The organism is Nocardiopsis sp. iso_186 (genome assembly GCF_056173365.1).
This window is the reverse complement of the sequence record NZ_CM149670.1, coordinates 1,371,026-1,386,865: the sequence shown is the minus strand read 5'-3', so window position 1 is coordinate 1,386,865 and position 15,840 is coordinate 1,371,026. Positions and strand designations below refer to the sequence as shown.

General features: G+C 68.4%; 13 protein-coding genes. All 13 read right to left on the bottom strand.

Going from position 1 to position 15,840, the window contains the following annotated elements; genetic code table 11:
- Window positions 1-24 precede the first annotated feature (24 nt).
- On the bottom strand, window positions 25-930 hold the full coding sequence (locus AC0VYP_RS06260) for an endo alpha-1,4 polygalactosaminidase (protein ID WP_475472971.1): 906 nt from the start codon (window positions 928-930) through the stop codon (window positions 25-27).
- A gap of 32 nt (window positions 931-962) precedes the next feature.
- Window positions 963-1,895, bottom strand: a complete 933-nt coding sequence (locus tag AC0VYP_RS06255) for a cation diffusion facilitator family transporter (protein WP_285759292.1) — start codon at window positions 1,893-1,895, stop codon at window positions 963-965.
- Window positions 1,896-2,004: 109 nt separating this feature from the next.
- A complete protein-coding gene (gene proB, locus AC0VYP_RS06250; RefSeq protein ID WP_285759291.1) occupies window positions 2,005-3,141 on the bottom strand; it encodes a glutamate 5-kinase in 1,137 nt (378 codons plus the stop codon).
- Between the two features lie 35 nt (window positions 3,142-3,176).
- Window positions 3,177-4,541, bottom strand: a complete 1,365-nt coding sequence (gene obgE / locus AC0VYP_RS06245) for a GTPase ObgE (RefSeq protein WP_475472970.1) — start codon at window positions 4,539-4,541, stop codon at window positions 3,177-3,179.
- Window positions 4,542-4,656: 115 nt separating this feature from the next.
- Entirely contained in the window at window positions 4,657-4,923 is a 267-nt protein-coding gene (gene rpmA, locus AC0VYP_RS06240) for a 50S ribosomal protein L27 (RefSeq protein WP_285759288.1), read from the bottom strand.
- 15 nt (window positions 4,924-4,938) lie between these two features.
- Window positions 4,939-5,250, bottom strand: a complete 312-nt coding sequence (rplU, locus tag AC0VYP_RS06235; protein ID WP_285759564.1) for a 50S ribosomal protein L21 — start codon at window positions 5,248-5,250, stop codon at window positions 4,939-4,941.
- 233 nt (window positions 5,251-5,483) lie between these two features.
- Window positions 5,484-8,363 carry an Rne/Rng family ribonuclease gene (locus tag AC0VYP_RS06230; RefSeq protein ID WP_475472969.1) on the bottom strand — a complete coding sequence of 960 codons (2,880 nt, stop codon included), beginning with the start codon at window positions 8,361-8,363 and terminating at the stop codon, window positions 5,484-5,486.
- 118 nt (window positions 8,364-8,481) lie between these two features.
- Window positions 8,482-9,252 carry a DUF2344 domain-containing protein gene (locus AC0VYP_RS06225; RefSeq protein WP_475472967.1) on the bottom strand — a complete coding sequence of 257 codons (771 nt, stop codon included), beginning with the start codon at window positions 9,250-9,252 and terminating at the stop codon, window positions 8,482-8,484.
- 616 nt (window positions 9,253-9,868) lie between these two features.
- Window positions 9,869-11,044 carry a rod shape-determining protein RodA gene (gene rodA / locus AC0VYP_RS06220; protein WP_475472965.1) on the bottom strand — a complete coding sequence of 392 codons (1,176 nt, stop codon included), beginning with the start codon at window positions 11,042-11,044 and terminating at the stop codon, window positions 9,869-9,871.
- A 29-nt stretch (window positions 11,045-11,073) separates the two neighbouring features.
- On the bottom strand, window positions 11,074-13,251 hold the full coding sequence (gene mrdA / locus AC0VYP_RS06215; protein ID WP_475472963.1) for a penicillin-binding protein 2: 2,178 nt from the start codon (window positions 13,249-13,251) through the stop codon (window positions 11,074-11,076).
- Window positions 13,248-13,796, bottom strand: a complete 549-nt coding sequence (mreD, locus tag AC0VYP_RS06210) for a rod shape-determining protein MreD (protein ID WP_285759283.1) — start codon at window positions 13,794-13,796, stop codon at window positions 13,248-13,250. The genes mrdA and mreD overlap by 4 nt, the downstream gene beginning before the upstream one ends.
- A complete protein-coding gene (gene mreC, locus AC0VYP_RS06205; protein ID WP_285759282.1) occupies window positions 13,793-14,689 on the bottom strand; it encodes a rod shape-determining protein MreC in 897 nt (298 codons plus the stop codon). Before mreC ends, mreD begins: the two co-directional genes overlap by 4 nt.
- A gap of 2 nt (window positions 14,690-14,691) precedes the next feature.
- The gene (locus tag AC0VYP_RS06200; RefSeq protein ID WP_475472961.1) at window positions 14,692-15,726 is read right to left on the bottom strand and encodes a rod shape-determining protein; all 1,035 of its coding nucleotides are present in this window, start codon (window positions 15,724-15,726) and stop codon (window positions 14,692-14,694) included.
- Window positions 15,727-15,840 lie beyond the last annotated feature (114 nt).

Here is a 15,840-nt window from a genome sequence, read left to right as displayed (position 1 = left end):
GGCGGCCCTTCTCGATCAGCTCACTCAGCAGGTCTCGTAGTGGTAGCCCGAGCGGCCGGCGGGAACCAGGTTCCGGTCGCGCAGAATCAGGCTCTCAGGGCTGTCCGAGGCGGCGCAGACCTGCGCGAAGGGGACCCGGTCCTGGGCGTCGGTGTACTCGACGGCCAGCACGTGCTCTCCGTAGACGTTGACGTAGTCTCCGCATTCGTTCCACTGCGCGCACGTCTCCGCGATTGCGAAGTCGAAGCCGACCTCGTCGCGGCCGCGCTCCTCCAGCTCCACGGTGTTCTTCTGCGCGATGGCCATGCCGGCACTGTGGGCCATGTCGGCGTAGAACGTGGACATGGCGATGTTGTGGTCCATGGTCAGCAGTTCGTCGAACCGGTAGAAGGTGTCGAGGTTGTCGATCTCCACCGCGTCGAAGCCCTTGTCCGCGCAGGCCGTGATGGAGTCCTGCATGATCGCGGCGATGCGTTCGCGCTTGTCGGCCGTAGAGGTGTCCAGGATGAACTCGCTGGGCCAGCTGGGGTCGATGACCGGCTGGCCGCCCTCGCGCAGGATGAGGTCGGCCCGCTCCCCCAGCCAGAGGTCGCGGTCGCCCGGCTGGGTCTGGAAGCCATTGACGTAGCAGACCGAGTACAGGCCGGCGGCCGGCTGAGCCGTGCTGTCGCGGACAACGATCTCGGTGCCTTCCGGCGGGGTGTACGCACCGCCGAGCTGGTAGTCGAACTGGGCACCGGCCGGAGGAAGCTCAACGGCGGCGGCCTGGGCACCGGTGGAGGCGGTGTCGTCCGTGGCGCTGACGGGCGCGATGTCCTCGGCGGAGGAGCACCCGGAGAGAACGAGGACGGCGCCCAGCGCTGCGGCGCCGAGGAGACCGGCCGCGGAGCGCGGGGACGACACGGGGATGCTGGAGACAGCGGGGTACATGAAACTCCAACGTTGAGGGAACCCCGGCGGAATTATCCCGTAGGGGGTGGGGCAATGCGTAGAATATCGGGCTCCAGATAGATAAGTTGCACAATCGGTACCGCAGCCCGGATTCGTCCCTCGACACGGTTGATCGCCCGCACCAGGTCAACAGTATTTTCGGTCGGGTCGATCGCGATTTTTGCCGCAACAAGAATTTCTTCCGGCCCCAGGTGCAGGGTCCGCATGTGGATGACGGTCTCGCCGTCGTCCCCGGCCTCGATGGCCGCACGGATCAGCCGTACGTGCTCGGCCGTCGCCGACTCCCCGATCAGCAGACTCTTCATCTCCATCGCCAAAACGACGGCGATGGTCACCAGCAGCAGACCGATCGCCGCAGTCCCCAGACCGTCCCAGACGCCGTTGCCGGTGATCAGGGTGAGGCCCACGCCGATCAGCGCGAAGACCAATCCCAGCAGCGCCCCGGTGTCCTCCAGGAGGATCACCGGCAGTTCGGGGGACTTGGACCGGCGCACGAACTGCACCCAATTGGCCTTACCCCGCACCCGGTTGGACTCCTTGACCGCGGTGCGCAGCGCCGTGGCCTCCATCGCCATGGCCGCCAGGAGCACCACGATCGGCACCCACCGCCAACTGTCGATCGGGTGGGGGTCGCTGAGTTTGTGCCACGCCTCGTACAACGCGAAGAGACCGCCGAGGCTGAACAAGACGATGGAGACGACGAAGGCGTAGACATAGCGCTCACGGCCGAACCCGAACGGGTGCTCCGGTGTGGCCTCCCGCTTCGCGCGCTTGCCGCCCACCAGCAGCAGGACCTGGTTCCCGGAGTCCGCGACGGAGTGGATGGACTCCGCGAGCATCGACGAGGATCCGGTCAACGCCCAGGCGACGAACTTCGTCGCGGCAATCCCCAGGTTCGCGCCGAGCGCAGTGATGACGGCTTTGGTGCTTCCTTCGGCAGACACGGCGAACGACTCCTCAGCGAAGTGGGTCGGGCGCCATGAGCCTAAGCCCGGGTGAGTCGCCGCGCACCGATCCGCGCCGGAATTCTTCGCGGCCTCGCCGGACCGTTCGCTAGAGCACTACCAGGTCGTCGCGGTGCACGATCTCGCGTTTGTACTCCGATCCGAGCTCACGGGCGAGCCAGCGGGTGGAGCGGCCCATGAGTTCGGGGATTTCGGCGGCATCGTAGTTGACCAGGCCGCGCGCCACCGCGCTGCCGGTCTCGTCGAGCAGGTCCACCGGGTCGCCGGCCACGAAGTCGCCCTCCACCCGCACCACTCCGGCCGGAAGCAACGAGGCGTTGCGCCCCACCACGGCGCGCACCGCCCCCGGGTCCAGGACGACGCTGCCGCGCCCGGCGGTGGCGTGCGCCAGCCAGAGTTGGCGGGTGGAGGGGCGCCGGTGCCGAGCCGGAGCGAAGAACGTGCCGACCGGACTACCGGTCAGCGCCGCGTGCGCGTTGGCAGCTGACGTGAGAACGGTGCAGACCCCGGCAGCGGTGGCGATACGGGCGGAGTCAACCTTGGTCACCATCCCGCCGGTCCCCACACCGCGCTTGCCCGCGCTGCCTACGTCCACCCCCTCAAGGTCAGCGGGGCCGTCAACCCGGGCGATGCGTTTCGTACCGGGCAGACCGGGGTTCCCGTCGTAAAGGGCGTCCACGTCCGAGAGCAGCACGAGGGCGTCTGCGCGCAGCAGATGCGCCACGAGTGCGGCGAGGCGGTCGTTGTCTCCGAACCGAATCTCGTGGGTGGCCACGGTGTCGTTCTCGTTGACGATGGGGACGGCACCGATTTCCAGCAACCGGATCAGGGTGCGTTGAGCGTTGCGGTACTGCACGCGCCGCATCATGTCCTCCACCGTCAGCAGGACCTGGGCGGCAGTGAGGCCGTGCCGGGCGAACTCGGCGGCATAGCGGGCCAGGAGCAGCCCCTGGCCCACACTGGCCGCGGCCTGCTGGGTGGCGAGGTCTCTGGGGCGGCGCGTCAGCCCCAGGGGAGTCATCCCGGCCGCGACCGCGCCCGAGGACACCAGGACGATCTCGACCCCGGCCGAACGGCGCTGTGCCAGCACATCGGCCAACTGCGCAACACGGTCGTGGTCGATGGTGCCCTCAGCCGTGGTCAACGACGACGACCCCACCTTGACCACGACCCGTCGGGCCCGGGTCATGGCCGAACACGCCTGGCCAAGGTCCTCGGCGCTCATGTCACGTGTCCTTTCGGGGGATCGTCGTCGCGGGGTCAGGCCAATCGGGCGTCGGTACCGCGCGGACCGGGAACGATCTCGTCGGCGTCGATGGTCGGGTCCCAGTCGAAGACCACGGCGTCGTCGGTGTCACCGATCTGCACCTCGGCCCCCTCGGTCGCACCGGCCTTGGCCAGCGCTGCCTCGATGCCGAGGCGGTTGAGGCGGTCGGCGAGGTAGCCCACGGCTTCCTCGTTGGTGAAGTCGGTCTGGCGCACCCAGCGGGTCGGTTTGTCACCGATGACACGGAAGGTGTTCTCCCCGGCTTTGACGACCTGGAACCCGACCTCGCCGATCTCACGGGGTCGCAGCACCAGTCGGGTGGGCTCCTCCACAGGCTTGGCTTCTCGCGCCGTGGCCACCTGGGCGGCAAGCGCGAAGGACAGCTCGCGCAAGCCCTCACGAGAGGCAGCCGAGACATGGATCACCTGGTAGCCGCGCTCCTGGAGCATGGGAGTGACCATGTCGGCGAGCTCGCGTCCGTCGGGAACATCCACCTTGTTCAGGGCGACGATGCGCGGACGGTCGGAGAGGTTGACCTCGGTCTGCGCGGCGTAAGCGGCGAGTTCCGCCTCCAGGACCTCGAGGTCGCTCACCGGGTCGCGGCCCGGCTCGAAGGTCGCGCAGTCGAGCACGTGCAGAAGGGTGGAGCAGCGCTCGATGTGGCGCAGGAACGCCAGCCCCAGGCCCTTGCCCTCGCTTGCGCCGGGGATCAGACCGGGCACGTCCGCGACCACGTACTGGGTCTCACCCGCCTCGACCACGCCGAGGTTGGGGATCAACGTGGTGAAGGGGTAGTCGGCGATCTTGGGGCGGGCAGCAGACAGCGCCGCGATCAGCGACGACTTTCCAGCGCTGGGGAAACCCACCAGACCGACGTCGGCGATGGTCTTGATCTCCAGGCGGATCTCCAGCTCGTCGCCGGCCTCGCCCTTCAGTGCGAAACCGGGCGCCTTGCGCTTGGTGGACGCCAACGCGGCGTTGCCGAGGCCGCCGTGGCCGCCGGTCGCGATCACCAACTGGGTGCCCTCGCCCACGAGGTCGGCGATGACCTCGCCGTCCGAACCGGTCACCACGGTGCCGTCGGGGACGGTGAGAATCAGGTCCTCCCCCTGGGCGCCGGAACGGTGGCCGCCCTGCCCGGGCGTACCGTTGCGGGCCTTGCGGTGCGGGCGGCGCTGGTAGTCCAGGAGCGTCGCGGTGTTGCGGTTGACCTGGAGGATCACGTCACCGCCACGACCGCCGTTGCCGCCGTCCGGGCCGCCGAGCGGCTTGAACTTCTCTCTGTGGATGGAGGCACAGCCGTGCCCGCCGTCCCCGGCCTTGATCTGCAAGACCGCTTCGTTGACGAAATCGGGCATGTGTCTCTCCCCTGGGTACTGCTCGATACTGCTTGCAGAACGCACGCGAGGCGGGCCAGTAAGGACACTGGCCCGCCTCGCGCGTTGGTACTTGCGTCGTCTGTCCTGCCGGGCCTTATTCGGCGGCGGCCGGGACGGGGACGATGCTGACGGCCTTGCGGCCGCGACGGTTACCGAACTCGACCTTGCCCGCGACCAGGGCGAACAGGGTGTCGTCGCCACCACGGCCGACGTTGTCGCCCGGGTGGAAGTGGGTACCGCGCTGGCGGACGAGAATCTCGCCGGCGTTGACGGCCTGGCCGCCGAAGCGCTTGACGCCGAGTCGCTGGGCGTTGGAGTCGCGCCCGTTACGGCTGGACGATGCGCCCTTCTTGTGTGCCATTTCGAGCTCCTCCTGCTACTTCGCGGCGATACCGGTGACGCGGACCCGGGTGTACTTCTGGCGGTGACCCAGGCGCTTCTTGTAACCGGTCTTGTTCTTGTACTTCAGGATGTTGATCTTGGGGCCCTTGGCCTCGCCGATCACCTCGGCGGTGACCAGGTAACCACCCAGCTCGGCGGCCTCGCTGATGACATTGCCGTCGTTGACGACAAGCAGCGGCTCCCACTTGAGGGTGGCGCCGACCTCGTCGGCTACCAAGTCGATGTTCAAGACGTCATCGACGGAAACCTTCTCCTGTCGGCCGCCCGCTCGCACGATCGCGTACACCGGGAAACTCACTTCCTGCTCGCTTCAGAAAAAATGCGCTCAAAATCGACCGCAGTCATCAACCCGCTCCCCCTCGGTCACGAGGGCGGTGAGGGAATCGAAAGTAGGTCTCGGGCGCGCGAACATGTGGGGCGCGCCGACGCACCGGACCTTAGATTACCATCCGCCCGTTGAGGGTGAGCACGTTGCACAACGCGACCGACCGGGCCCGGAGGACCCGGTCGGTCGCGGATCTATCCTGCCTCGACGCTCGCGGCCTCTGGTGCAGCGGTGGCCTTGCGACGGGAGCGACGACGGCGCGGACGCTCGGCGTCACCGTCGCTCGGAGTCCCATCGGTTGCGCTCGCGTCGGCCTCGGCCGGCTCGGCCTGAGGCTCCGGGACCGACTGCGCCTCCTGGACCGCCTCGTCGGGCTCGGGCGGCGGCCCTGCGGCACGCTTGGCCCGCCGCGGCGCACGACGGGTCACCTTGGGCTCGGGCTGAGCCTGGGCGGGCTCGGACTCGGCGGCCGGGGCCGGTTCGACGACCGGGTCAGGGGCCTTTGCCTTCTCCGCCTTCTCCGACTTATCCGGCTTGTCCTGCTTCTCCGCCTTTTCGGGCTTGTCCTGTTTGGCGGGGTCGGGCTTGTCGGCGCCGCCCTTGTTCTTCTTCTTGCGGCCACCGTTGCCGTTGCTGCTGCCACCACCGTTTCCGTTGCCGGCGCCGTTACCGTTGGCGGGCTTGGTCTCGATGGGCTCGGTGTGCAGAATCAACCCGCGGCCGTTGCAGTGGTCGCAGGAGTGCGAGAACGCCTCCAGCAGCCCTTGACCGACCCTCTTCCGGGTCATCTGGACCAGGCCGAGGGACGTGACTTCGGCCACCTGGTGCTTGGTCCGGTCCCGGGACAGGCACTCCAGCATGCGCCGCAGCACCAGGTCGCGGTTGCTCTCCAGCACCATGTCGATGAAGTCGATGACGATGATGCCGCCGATGTCGCGCAACCGCAGCTGCCGCACGATCTCTTCGGCGGCCTCAAGGTTGTTCTTGGTGACGGTCTCTTCGAGGTTGCCGCCCTGACCGGTGAACTTGCCGGTGTTGACGTTGACCACCGTCATGGCCTCGGTGCGGTCGATCACCAATGAACCGCCGCTGGGCAGCCAGACCTTGCGGTCCAGGGCCTTGGCGATCTGCTCGTCGATCCGGTACGCCTCGAAGACGTCGCGCTCGCCGGTCCAGTGCGACAGTCGCTCCGCCAGATGCGGAGCGACGTGGTCCACGTAATCGTGCACGGTCTCCCAGGCATCGTCACCGGAGACGGCGAGGCTGGAGAAGTCCTCGTTGAAGACGTCGCGGACCACGCGGACGGTGAGGTCGGGCTCGCTGTTGAGCAGGGCCGGGGCCGTCGCCGACTTGGACTTGCGCTTGATCGACTCCCACTGCTTGGCGAGGCGGGAGATGTCGCGCTCCAGCTCCTCCTCGCTGGCGCCCTCTGCCGCGGTGCGCACGATCACGCCGGCTCCGGCGGGCATGACCTTCTTCAGGATCTGCTTGAGCCGGGCGCGCTCCTTGTCGGGGAGCTTGCGGCTGATGCCGGTCATGGAGCCGTCGGGCACGTAGACCAGGTAGCGGCCGGGAAGGCTGATCTGGCTCGTGAGCCGGGCTCCCTTGTGGCCGAGCGGGTCCTTGGTGACCTGGACGAGGACCGACTGGCCCGACTTGAGCGCGGCCTCGATGCGGCGCGGCTGCCCCTCCAGACCGGAGGCGTCCCAGTTCACCTCGCCGGCGTAGAGGACTGCGTTGCGCCCCTTGCCGATGTTGACGAAGGCCGCTTCCATCGAGGGCAGGACGTTCTGCACCCGGCCCAGGTAGACGTTGCCGACGTAGGACTTGTGGTCGGCGCGGTCGACATAGTGCTCGACCAGGACGTCGTCCTCGAGCACTGCGATCTGGGTGCGCTCGCCGGTGCGGCGCACGACCAGGTCACGCTTGACCGCCTCTCGGCGGGCGAGGAACTCGGACTCGGTGATGATCGGCGGGCGACGGCGTCCCTGCTCGCGCCCTTCGCGCCGACGCTGGCGCTTGGCCTCCAGTCGGGTGGAGCCGCGGACCGCCTGAACCTCGTCCTCGATGGGGCGCTCGGCGCGGGCCGGACGCGGCGAACGCACACGCACGACGGTGTTGGGCGGGTCGTCGGACTCGTCGGGTGCCTCCCCCTCGGCGTCACCACCGGAACGACGCCTGCGGCGGCGGCGACGGCGGCTGCCCGAGGAGGCGGACTCGTCGTCGCGGTCGGAGTCCTCGGCCGAGGCGCTCTCGTCCGTGTCGTCGCCCTGTTCCTGCTCGGGCTGAGGGGTCAACGCGTCCGTGCGCGTTTCGGCCGGCTCGGTGTCGTCGTCGGTGTTCTCCTCCCCCGGACGCGACTTTCCGCGGCCGCGACCACCGCGCCGGCGCCGGCGCCGCGAGGGACGGTCCTCGTCGTCGGTGTCATCGGCCTCGGGGTCCTCGGACTCCTCTGGCTCGGACACGGCAGGCGCGACAGCGGCCTCGGTGCGCACGACCGCCTTCTCAACGGGGGGGGTGAACGCGACCGGCGGCTGGAACAGCACCATCGGCGGCTGGAACGTGACGGTTGCGGCCGACGACTGGCCGGGGCGTTCCTCGGCCTGGGCCGGTTCCGGCGCAGGCTGGGGTTCCACGGCCTGCTGGGGCTCGACCGGCTCGGTGGTCTCGGCCGCGGGGTCGGGTTCCGCGGCCTTCTTCCGAGTGCGGGTCCTGGTGCTCTTGGTGGTGGTCTTGGGTGCGGCGGCCTTGCGGACACGCTTCTTGGGCGCGGCGGCAGGGGGTTCCTCCGCGGCCTGACCGGAATCGGCAGCCGGCTCGGGCGCGCCTGCCCCGGCCTCAGCGGGAACCGACTCCACGGGAGCGGCGACGACAGGCGCGCGCTCGGGTGCAGGCTCTGGTTCCGGCGGCGGGCCGGCCGGGCGGCTGGCGGTACGCCGTCGGCGCACCGGCTTGGTCACCGCCCCCTCGGACGCGCCGACGCTCGCCGATTCGCGTGGCGCCTTCTCGGCCTCGTTCAGTTCAGTTGTGCCCGCAGTGCCATTGGCACCGCTGCTGGGCTCGTTTTCGAGCATCCGGGCGGTCTCCCGTCAGAGTCCTCAGGCGCGGTCCCGGCGCTGTACGCCTGGGCCGCGGCTCACGAGAACTGTCGTCACTAATGTCTGTACCGGTGTCGCTACTAGCGGCATCGGCTCAAAGTCCTTGTGGCGCGCGCACGTTCCCCGCTCGGGCCCGCGCGAAGGCGGCCCCAACGTGTGCGCTGACGACGGTGGTGGCTGGTTCCGAGGCCGCGTGATCCGCGGCGGACGGGGCGGCTGTCGCACCGGTGACTTCGTCGAGCGGCCCCTGCGCCAGCCTGGTCATCACCAGCGATGACGGCGGCGCGAGGCCGGCAACCTGACAAAGGCCGGTCACCACGTCGTCTGTTCGTAGGGCAGGTGTCGTGTGCCCGACGATCAAGCGAAGTATCGCATATGTGTCTTGTCGCTCTTCTGTGGCGCGCCCGTCACCACAAGGGTATCGAAAGGGTGATCGCGCTTCGAGGCGACTGTGGCCCTTACCTGCGGGCCGCTGCGTCTCGACCCGCTCGACTGCCGTGGACGCGGTCGTCGCGGTCACGGCACCCTTGACGGGAACGCCAGGCAGTCGGGACTGCCTCTCCGATGCTTCCGGACGGTCAGGATGACCGTCCGCCACAGCCTGGACCGCCTCGATGACGTCCACGCCCTCGGGCATGGACGCGTCAAGGTGAACACGCACCTGTTCGGGGTCGCGCGGCTTGGTCGACTCGGGTTCGATGTTCTTCGCCTCACGTGCCGCCCCGGTGGGAACGGCGCCCGCAAGGGGAATCGTGGGGTGAGGCGAGAACCCCGTCGAGAAGGCAGTGGGAACCTGGGGACCGCACATACGGACGGCGTCGCGATCGCTCGCGAGCCACCTCCGGTGGCGCCTGTCGTACTGCACGCGCTGCCGGAAGCCCTGGTATCCGTTGGAGAGCGAAGTGACGCCCTCTGGTGCGGGGGGCAGTTCGGCTCCTTTCCTCCAGCGCTCTCGCAGCCGGGGTCACGTGTTGACTTCCGTGCCCGGCGCGGGAGGTTTCTGTCCACTTCAGCGTACGGTGCGCACCGGGACTCTCGCACCACTGACCCAACCTGACAGAACAGGCCCGCATATTGCGTGCCGGTCGGTCTGCACATTCCTGCTCTTCCCTGTCGCGAACGAGTTGAAAAGCGAACGGACCGATAAGGTCATTCCGGTTTGGTCGCCTCGGCCCCCTATCGGCACGGCGACTGGTCGAGGAACGACCGAGGATTCAGAATTTTTCTTCAAAAAATCCTGATTTCCTGACAACCGTCCGCGGCACCGGGTCGTCTAAGTACGTGTACGGCCCGGCGCGAGCGGGGCGCCGGGCCGTACATCTCTTCGTACGCAGAGTCCTCGCGTATTTTCCTCGGCGGTGTTCCCTCCCGTCCACGCGGACTCCTCCCCCGACCGGCTCCCCTGCCCGTGGTCCTTCGCCGCGGCTCTGGACTCGGCCCGGAGCCCTCACCTGCTGCACCGCCCGGTCGATGCCCTGTCCTCACTCGAATCCGCGGTCCCGGGCATGGATGGCGAGGACCAGACCGATCGCGGCGAGGCCGGCGATCGCAGCGGTTCCCCCGTAGGAGACGAACGGCAGGGGCAGACCGGTGATCGGCATGATCCCGAGGTTCATCCCGATGTTGGTGAAGCATTGGAAGGCCACCCATGCGGCCACCCCCACGCAGACGAGGCGGGCATAGGGCTGCTCGCAGCCCGCGGCGATTCGCAGGACCCGCCAGACCACCACGCCCAGCAGCAGGATGATCGTCAGTCCGCCGACAAATCCCAACTCCTCCCCCGCAACGGTGAAGATGAAGTCCGTGTGCTGCTCGGGGACGAACTTTCCGCTGGTCTGGTCCCCGTTGAACAGGCCCGTGCCGTTGAATCCGCCAGAACCGATGGCGATGATGGCCTGGTTGGCGTTGTAGCCGGCTCCTTGCGGGTCGGCGGTGGGGTCGATGAAGGTGGCGAAGCGGGCCAACTGGTAATCCTTGAGCAGCCCGAACCACCAGACGGCGAAGATCGCCAACAGTCCGGAGAGCAGCATCACCAGGACCCAGCGCAGCGGTGCTCCCGACAGCATGAGGATGCCCAGGTAGATCGCGCCGAGCACCATGGCTGTTCCCAGGTCGGGCTGGGCGAGGATCAAGCCCATCGGCACCGCCAGGGCCACCAGGCTGAACACGACGTCGCGGCCGGTGGGAGCGTGCTCGCCGTCGCGGGGCTCCCCCAACAGCATGGCCGTGCCCAGGATCAACGCGATCTTGGCGATCTCGCCGGGCTGGGCCTGAAAACCGCCGATGACGATCCAGGAGCGGGACCCGTTGATGACCTGCCCCAGGGGTGTGAGCACCAGGGCGAGGCCGATGGCGGCCACCACGAAGATCACGGGAGCGTAGGCATGCGGGGCACGATAGTTGACCGAGGCCACGACCAGGCAGATCAGGAGACCCACGGCAAAGTGCGCGACGTGGCGCTGGGCGAAGTCGGTGAGCCCGCCGGCCTGACCGCTGACCATGGTCGAGGCCCACACCAGAAGCGTGCCGATGACTCCCAGGGCAAGCACCGCGGACAGCAGCACCCAGTCGAGACGGCGCGGCATCCCGTAGGCCACCAGGCGCCCGGCGCGTGTGCCGAGCGTGGGCCGAGCGTGCTTACTCGGGTAGAGCGACATGGTCCGCCTCGCTAGCATCGTGATCGGGGTCAGGGCGCCTGGACGGTGCCGTCCGGCCGGACGGTGGGCAGGCCGGACGGCGGCTCGCCGCCGGGGAGCGCGGGCTTGGGCTGCTTCTGCTCCGCCCCGTCGCGTTCGTCCTGCTCGTCGGACTTGATGTCCACCTCGGTCTTGGCCGGGTCCACCGGCTCCGGGCCGAACCCGTAGATCGCCTCGTAGATCTCACGTGCGACCGGAGCCGCCGCGCTGCCCCCGGTCCCGCCCTGGGAGATGAACACCACGACCGCGAAGCGCGGATCGTCGGCAGGCGCGTAGGAGGCGAACCAGGCCGATTCCCGTTGGCCGACGACGGTCGCCGACCCGGTCTTTCCCGCGATGGCCACCTTGTCCTGGGGGAACCCGCCGAACGCACCCGCGGCCGTCCCCTCCTTGGGCACATCGGCCAACGCGTTGCGCAGATAGGCGAGGGTCGTGTCGGAGACGGGCAGTTCGCCCGCCTCCACCGGAGGAACTTCCTGGACCTGTTTGCCGTCCGCCGAGATGAGCGCTTTCGCGACCCGCGGCTCGTACAGGGTGCCCCCGTTGGCGATCGCCGCGTAGGCGACGGCCATCTGCAGCGGGGTGGCCAGGACGTCGCCCTGGCCGATCGCGAAGTTCGCCGCGTCGCCGGCGCGCCATGTGTAGCCCTCGGTGCAGTTCTCCGTGGCCACCGCCTTGAGGTAGGCGGCATGCTGCGGATCGTCCTGCTCGGGGTAGCCCGACTTCGCCCGCTTGCAGGAATCGTTCCTGGTCGCCTTCCAGTAGTCCTTCTTCCACTGCCGGTCGGGGATACGCCCGGTGACCTCGTTGGGCAGGTCGATTCCCGTGGCGCGGCCGAAGCCGAACCCCCGGGCCATGTTGACCATGGGGTCCTTGGGGTCGCCCACCGGATTGGTACCGCCGTCGGCGAGCCACTGGTCGTAGGCGAACTTGTAGAAGACGGTGTTGCAGGAGACCACGATGGCGCGGTGCAGGCTGAGCGAACCGTACGCACCGCTCTCGTAGTTGCGGAACTCCCGGTTCCCCACGTTCATGGACCCCGGGCAGTCGTAGTTGTCCGTGAGCTTGGCGCCGTTCTCCACGGCCGCCGACAGCGAGGAGACCTTGAAAGCGGAGGCAGGCGGAAACTGCCCCTGAAGCGCCCGGGAGATGAGCGGCTGGCCGGCCTTCTCCGACAGCAGCTTCTCGTAGGTGCTCTGATCGATGCCGCCGTCCCACACACTGGGGTCGTAGGTGGGAACGCTCGCCATGGCGATCAACCGGCCGGTACGCACGTCCAGGACGACCCCCGCCGCTGCGTCCGCCGGGTACCCTGCGCCCTTGGAACGCTCGATGCCCTTGCTCAGTGCCTGTTCGACGGCCTGCTGCACGGTGGCGTCGATACCGGTGACCAGGTGCATACCCGGCTTCGGTACGACCTCCTCGACGACCCCGGTGACGTTGCCCCGGCTGTCCACGGCCAGCTTCCGTACTCCCGCGGTACCGCGCAACTGATCGTCGTAGACGAACTCCAGGCCGTCGCGTCCGACCTGGTTGACCCCGCTGAACTGGGTACGCAGCGTCTCGCGCGCCTCCAGCTCCTCCTGAGTGACCGGCTGGAGGTAGCCGAGCACCTGGGCGGCGCTCTCCTTCTGCGGGTACTCGCGCACGGCGTGCTGTTGCGCGGAGATCCCGGGGAACTCTTCCTTGCGCTCCATGATCTGCAACGCCATCCGGGGTTCGATACCCTCGGCCAGTGTGATCGGCTGATAGGGCGACCCCGGCCAGCAGGGGCGGCTGACCTCAGGGCCGCACAACCGCATCCGCTGGCGCAACTCCTCGAAAGGCGTGTCCAAGACATCGGCGAGACGGGCGAGTACGGCGTCACCGCCGTCCTTCTCCTCGGCCAGGGCATGGAAGTCGGCCGAGACGATGAGCTCGGTGTGATTGCGCACCAGCGGGCGCCCGTTGGAGTCCAGGATCTGACCGCGGGTGGCCGGAATGACGAGGTCCTGGGTCCGGTTGGCCGCGGCAAGGCTCTGGTAGTGCTCGCCCCTGGGGACCTGGAGGTACCAGAGCCGCCCCGCGAGGACCAACAGCAGCGCCAGGGAGAGCGCCTGGGCGATGAACAGTCCGATCCGGCCGGGCCGGTGCCCCCGGCCGGGTCCGGTGACAGGTGGCAGGTTCACAACCGGTTCCTCCCGCTCGCCCAGGAGACGTCTCCCACCGTGATGAGATCATCGGGGACGAGGCTTCGCATCACCCACGAGACCGGGGCGATCACCAGCGGCGAGACGATCATGGTCATGATCACGGAGACGGGAAGGATCGAGGCGACCGCGGCGAGGCTGATGCGCGGGTCGCCCAGCACCACCCCCACGAGGGCGTATCCCAACGAGACTCCGGTGATCGCCGCGGCGGCGACTCCGTAGGGCCACCGCCAGGAACTCGACAGCGGTTCGCGCAGCAGGCCGACCAGGTAGCCGGCGAGACAGAGGACCAGGGCGTAGCGACCGAGCTCGTGATCGGCCGGCGGGGCGACGTCAACGGCGAGGCCCGCGACGAAACCGGAGAGGGCGCCGGCGACGGCGGAGGTGCGCAACGCGACCGCGACGACGGTCAGCACCACCAGGTCGGGAGCGACACCCCAGGGCATCGGGAGCCGGTTGACGACGGTGATCTGCACGATCACTGCGGCCGCGACCAGAAGCCCGGCCAGGAGTCCTCTGTTCATTTGTCGCCTTTGCTGGGATCGTCGGGGAGCACGGAGTCACGCGGATCGGTCTCGGGTGCGGCCACCACCACGCCGACGACGTCGAGCCGGCTGACGTCAACGAACGGGGTGACCAGCGCGGTACGACTGAGCGCACCGGGCGTATCCTCGACGCTTCGGACCTTGCCCACGGGCACCCCCGGAACGAAGGGTGCGCCGTCGTGGGAGCCCAGCGTGACAACGCGATCGCCGGTTTTGACGGTGGCGGTGGCGTCCAGGAGCTCGAAGTTCAGCGGTGCGTCCTCGGTAATGGCGTGCGAGGAGCCGCTGACCACTCCGATCTCCTTGGAACCGGCCATTCGAGCGCCCACCGAGGCAGAACTGTCGGTCAGGAGCAGGACCGTGCTCGTACGGGAGGTGACGTCCATGACCCGCCCCACGAGGCCCTCTCCGTTGATCACCGTCATGTCGGCGGCCACGCCGTCGCGCTCCCCCACGTCCAGCGTGATGGTCTGGGAGTACCCCTGACCGGTGGCCCGGGTCACGGCCTGGGCGGGCACGATCTCGTAGCCCCCCAGTCCGGACAGGGTGAACAGGTCGGCCAGTTCCGCGGATCGGACCCCGTCGGCCTGTAGGGCCTCCACCTCGGCGGCGAGGTCGGCATTGCGCCGCTCCAGGTCCTCGATGTGCCTGGCCGCGCCCGGAGCCCTCGTCAGCGTGGTGTAGAAGCTACTCAGGGGCTCCGCGACGGTCGCCACCGCGCTCGACAGCGGACCGAAGGCGATCGCACCGGCTGCGCGCGCACCGACTCCCACCGGATTGTCCCCGGCACGGGAGTCCAGGACGAGGAGGGCCAGACAGACCGCGAGCAGGATCGCCAGGAGTGTCCGCGCCCGCGGACTGTCGTGGCGCACCGTCAACGCCGCCGTTCCGGGACCAGTACCTGGTTCAGGCGTTCGTAGTTCTCCACGCAGGTACCCGAGCCCAGGGCCACGGAGTCCAGTGCGTTCTCCGCTACGTGGATGGGCATTCCCGTCTCGTGGCGCAGCCGCTCGTCGAGGCCCCTCAACAGTGCGCCGCCGCCGGCCACGGCGATGCCGCGGTCCATGATGTCGCCGGAGAGTTCGGGCGGACACTTGTCGAGTGTGGTGCGCACCGCGTCGATGATGGCGGTGACGGGCTCCTCGATGGCCTCTCTGACGTCGGTGGCGCTGATGACGATGGTCTTGGGCAGGCCGCTGATCAGGTCGCGGCCACGGACCTCTGCGTACAGCTCCTCGCCGCCGTCGGGGTAAGCCGAACCGATGGCGACCTTGAGCTCCTCGGCGGTGCGCTCCCCCACCATCAGGGAGTGCTCCTTCTTGATGAAGGTCATGATGGCTTCGTCGAGCTCGTCACCGCCCACCCGGATGGACTGGGAGATGACGATGCCCCCCATGGAGATCACCGCGACCTCGGTGGTGCCGCCCCCGATGTTGACGATCATGTTGCCGGTGGGCTCGTGGACCGGGAGGCCGGCCCCGATGGCTGCGGCCATCGGTTCTTCGATGATGAAGACGCGGCGCGCGCCGGCCTGGTATCCCGCCTCCTTCACCGCTCGGTGTTCCACCGAGGTGATGCCGCTGGGTACTGCGACGATGATGCGCGGCTTGGCGAAGTGGCGGCGGCGATGGATCTTCTGGATGAAGTAGCGCAGCATACGCTCGGTGATCTCGAAATCCGCGATCACACCGTCCTTGAGGGGACGCACCGCGGTGATGTTGCCCGGTGTGCGTCCGATCATCTGCTTGGCGTCGGTGCCGACAGCGACGATCCTGCCGGTGGAGGTGTTGAGTGCCACCACCGAGGGTTCGTTGAGGACGATGCCCCGGCCGCGGACGTACACCAGGGTGTTGGCGGTACCGAGATCAACCGCCATGTCCCGGCCGAGAAAAGCAAGGTTATTGGTCATGAAACGTCCTCAGCGGCGCCAAAAGGGATGCGGCTCACCCGAGACGGTTGATACAGCTCTGATCCGTCGCGAATGGGGATCGGAATACTCGTATCGTAACGCTAGGGAGTCGCA

Bases quoted from the DNA above. Each gene is read 5' to 3' on its own strand.
- AC0VYP_RS06260 (WP_475472971.1), bottom strand. From the start codon at position 930: ATGTACCCCGCTGTCTCCAGCATCCCCGTGTCGTCCCCGCGCTCCGCG.
- proB (WP_285759291.1), bottom strand. From the start codon at position 3,141: ATGAGCGCCGAGGACCTTGGCCAGGCGTGTTCGGCCATGACCCGGGCC.
- obgE (WP_475472970.1), bottom strand. From the start codon at position 4,541: ATGCCCGATTTCGTCAACGAAGCGGTCTTGCAGATCAAGGCCGGGGAC.
- rpmA (WP_285759288.1), bottom strand. From the start codon at position 4,923: ATGGCACACAAGAAGGGCGCATCGTCCAGCCGTAACGGGCGCGACTCC.
- AC0VYP_RS06230 (WP_475472969.1), bottom strand. From the start codon at position 8,363: ATGCTCGAAAACGAGCCCAGCAGCGGTGCCAATGGCACTGCGGGCACA.
- rodA (WP_475472965.1), bottom strand. From the start codon at position 11,044: ATGTCGCTCTACCCGAGTAAGCACGCTCGGCCCACGCTCGGCACACGC.
- mreD (WP_285759283.1), bottom strand. From the start codon at position 13,796: ATGAACAGAGGACTCCTGGCCGGGCTTCTGGTCGCGGCCGCAGTGATC.
- AC0VYP_RS06200 (WP_475472961.1), bottom strand. From the start codon at position 15,726: ATGACCAATAACCTTGCTTTTCTCGGCCGGGACATGGCGGTTGATCTC.